Here is a 3,183-nt window from a genome sequence, read left to right as displayed (position 1 = left end):
TCGATGCGGCCATCGGCGCGGATGGTCTCGATCCGGTCGAGATTATTGGCATAGGTGATCTGGGCCGAGACGACATTGCCCAGCGCCGCGCCGTTGCGGGTGATCGATCCGTTGAAATGGCCGAAGCGCCTCAGATCGATAGGTGCGGGCGTGCCAGCACTGCTGACGGTCCCGACCGTCTCGCCCTGCGCCACAAGCCGGGCGGTGGCGGTCAGCAATCCGGAACGCTGCATCTGCCAGCTGAGCTGGTCCAGCACGCAACCGGAATAGATTGCATAGCGCGGCACCTCGGGCATGCCGGTCTCGATGGTGAGACTGGGCAGCGTCCAGGCCCCGGAACGGAACTCATGCGTCCATGGGCCGGTGCCGGTGGTGACCGGGTCTCCGAACGCCGCCTTCAGCCAGAAGCCAAACGCCTCCGCATCAATAGGAACGACGACATCGCCATCGGCCGTCACCGCATCCTTGATTGGCGCTAGCGGATCGCGGCCATAGCCCAGCAGTTCGGAGTTCAGGAGTGGCTGTTCCGCCCCGAGCGTGGTGCTGGCAAACGGCATCTTTGTGTAACCGCCCGCAGGCGGCGTGCCATAAACGGTCTCGAACGCCAGCGCCATCTGCGCCCGCGCCCCCTTGGCTCGTGCCATCGTGTTCTCCTCGAATTGTGGGTGGATCAGCCGAGTGGGTCGGCTGTCGTGTAATGCAGGATGACGGTGATCACCGCCGCCTTCAGGCTAGCCGCCCCCTCGACGGGCAGATCGACCGGACGCGGCGCTTCCGCTTCGACCCAGTCGCATAGCCCGCCCAGCGTGCGGTCGGCGGCGATGGTGGTGCCGATGCTGGCGCAGAGGGCGTCGAAGGTGGCGTCACGGTCGGCGCCCTGAACCACCGCCTCGATCTCGGCGCGGTGCTGATAGTGGTACGTGAGCGGCGAAAGCGTGACCTGGGGTTCACCCGGCTCGCCGTCACGCAGGATCACCAAGCCGTCAGGTGGCAGCCGTTCGGGTAGGACGTCGCCGCGCAGGGCGGTGGCGGGCAGCGCCGACAGCCGCGCATGCAGCGCGGTGAGGATGGTTTCGCGGAGGGTCGGCATGTCATGGGCACTTCAGATTTCGGTTGACGTATTGCCCCGTGGAAAGCAACGCGCGGAAAGGTAAATACTCGTTAACTAATTGCTCCTACAACCGATCCCGCAGATCGGCGGGGAGGTTCTATTGCAACACAATTTACGGGACTTCCTTCGGCATGGCGGACATGGTCAGTACGTGGTCAGCCAGCGTAACGATTCTATACGCCAGGCCATTTCCATCAAGTCGCTATTTCCTGGCTACCCGGGTCTTCGGAGCGATTTTTCGGATCGTCTGGATCGGGTTATCGCCGACAATACACGGGCGCTTCTGAATGCCCTGACACCACCCGACACAGTCCCTTGGGTGACGGAGGCAGACCTGCGCGATGTGTCGGACGCGAAGGAGGCTGTCCTGCGCGAATGGGATATGCGTCTGACGGCCATCTTTGAAGAATATCAATCCCACCCCCAGCGTCTCCGCCCATTGCGAACGGCCATGGAGGAGCGTCTGCTGAGGGCCTTCGCGGGGTTGATCAATCAGCTTCGGCAGCAAGACCTTGGGATAGAGCGTTACATCTGGCGTTCCCGAGACGACGCGCAGGTTCGCGACAGTCACGCAGAGTATGACGATCAGGTCTTCAGTTGGGATGAGCCTCCTGCGGGCGGGCATCCGGGACAGGCACATAACTGCCGGTGTTTCGCCGAGCCTGTTGCGTCGCTGTTGCCAAACGATGCTGTCCTTGCCCAGTATGCGCCAGCGGCGGAAATTCCGGTGGGGGCCTTCTTTCGGGGCCTTGTCGGACGTGCGGTCGCGCTTACCCCTCAGGGAGCCGCTGCTTTGGCGGCGTTTTTGGCGGCGTGGGAGGCTAGCAATGCCTTGGGGGAACTCACCGAACTCGCAACAGAACGTCGCCTGAACCGCGCTGCCGATATCCTCGGCGTCGATCTTGGATCGGGCGAAGGGCTCCTGGCTGCCATTGCGCACGAACTGGTGCAGGAAACGGTCAGTACCGGCTTCGGATCCAGCCTGCCCAAGACCGTTGATGCGGCACGGATCGCCGGTCAGGCGGCGGCGCTTTTCGAGATGTCGAATCCCGGAACTATTCAGCAGGTTGCGGAAGGAGACCGCGCTGCTCAGCGCGCGCTTGGCGCATTCGTACAGCGCGCCTACGATGCGTTCAGCGAAGGTCGACTCCGGCTCCAGGACGGCACGATTGCCGATGGCTGGGTCGAGGTATTCCCTGAACTGACCGAGGACGAGCGGCGGCTGGGCGAACTTCCCGGCTTCACGCCCGAGCGCATCGAGCAGTGGCTGGAGATCTACCCGGCCGAGGTTCTCGGCCTGCCGAACCACACCGGATCGCCCGCCGCCGAAGACCCGACCGGAAATATCATCTCAACACCGATCCCAGAGCTTGCTGGTCCCAGCATTCTCGAAGCGCGCCCAGCCAACATCACTACACCAGATGGCAACATCGTCCGGGGTCACGGCCCAAAAGGTGACGGGGCCGAGTATATCACGGGCAAAGGGCACACTGCCGAGCAGATCGATGGGATCATCGCGAACCCTAACCCTGATTTGAGCGGGGTAATTCGCGGATTTGGTCCCTACAAAGGGCAGGAGATGACTCTGCTTACTGGCCGCGACGGGCATTGGGTGATATTGAACCCGGACGGCGAAGTCGTCGCGGTAAGTAACAGAAATGTGCCCTTGCGCGCACCGGAGAACGATCTGCAAGAAATTATTCGACCGCTGGAGTAGCCATGGAAGATAAGATGCAAGCCTGCATGCAAGAACTTCTCCACGGAAAGAAGTATGTCCGATTGTCGTTGGATCAGCTTCGTGCCTTCAACAACTATCTTGCAAATGCCGGATTCAGCATATCCCGTATGGAGACAATAAAGACGGCTGGCGCAAGAACCGGGCGACGCCTTGACTATGACATTCTGGTCCTGCCCGAGCATGAGGAGGGCTGGTCAATTTTTGCCGATCCTGATCGGTCGAGGGCGCGCGTCGTGGATATTGTCGACCAAGCTGTGCGTGAGGGTGGAACTTTCGAGTTCTTGGTTTGGGCCGAGAAACCGTCGGGTTAGAGAATTGTTCGCCCCTCCACCCA

The 3,183-nt window shown here is 61.6% G+C and carries 4 protein-coding genes; 2 read left to right on the top strand and 2 right to left on the bottom strand.

The window, feature by feature from the left end; genetic code table 11:
- Both B4A72_RS01035 and B4A72_RS01030 read right to left on the bottom strand, forming a co-directional pair.
- A partial coding sequence (locus B4A72_RS01035) for a phage tail tube protein (RefSeq protein ID WP_292977970.1) occupies nucleotides 1-644 on the bottom strand: 644 nt, incomplete at its 3' end.
- A gap of 26 nt (nucleotides 645-670) precedes the next feature.
- Nucleotides 671-1,090, bottom strand: coding sequence for an acyl-CoA transferase (locus B4A72_RS01030; RefSeq protein WP_292977969.1), 420 nt, complete (start codon nucleotides 1,088-1,090; stop codon nucleotides 671-673).
- Between the two features lie 121 nt (nucleotides 1,091-1,211).
- On the opposite strand from B4A72_RS01030, the gene B4A72_RS01025 reads away from it, so the two are divergent.
- Entirely contained in the window at nucleotides 1,212-2,828 is a 1,617-nt protein-coding gene (locus tag B4A72_RS01025) for a phage minor head protein (protein WP_292977968.1), read from the top strand.
- A 2-nt stretch (nucleotides 2,829-2,830) separates the two neighbouring features.
- A complete protein-coding gene (locus B4A72_RS01020) occupies nucleotides 2,831-3,160 on the top strand; it encodes a hypothetical protein (RefSeq protein ID WP_292954011.1) in 330 nt (109 codons plus the stop codon).
- The last annotated feature ends 23 nt before the right edge of the window (nucleotides 3,161-3,183 follow it).

It is taken from the genome of Paracoccus sp. UBA5162 (genome assembly GCF_002413585.1).
In the GTDB taxonomy this organism is placed as follows: Bacteria; Pseudomonadota; Alphaproteobacteria; order Rhodobacterales; family Rhodobacteraceae; genus Paracoccus.
The sequence above is the reverse complement of the archived record's forward strand: the minus strand, read 5'-3'. Positions and strand labels throughout refer to the sequence as shown.

Coding starts and splice junctions, on each gene's coding strand:
- B4A72_RS01020 (WP_292954011.1), top strand. CDS start 2,831: ATGGAAGATAAGATGCAAGCCTGCATGCAAGAACTTCTCCACGGAAAG.
- B4A72_RS01030 (WP_292977969.1), bottom strand. CDS start 1,090: ATGCCGACCCTCCGCGAAACCATCCTCACCGCGCTGCATGCGCGGCTG.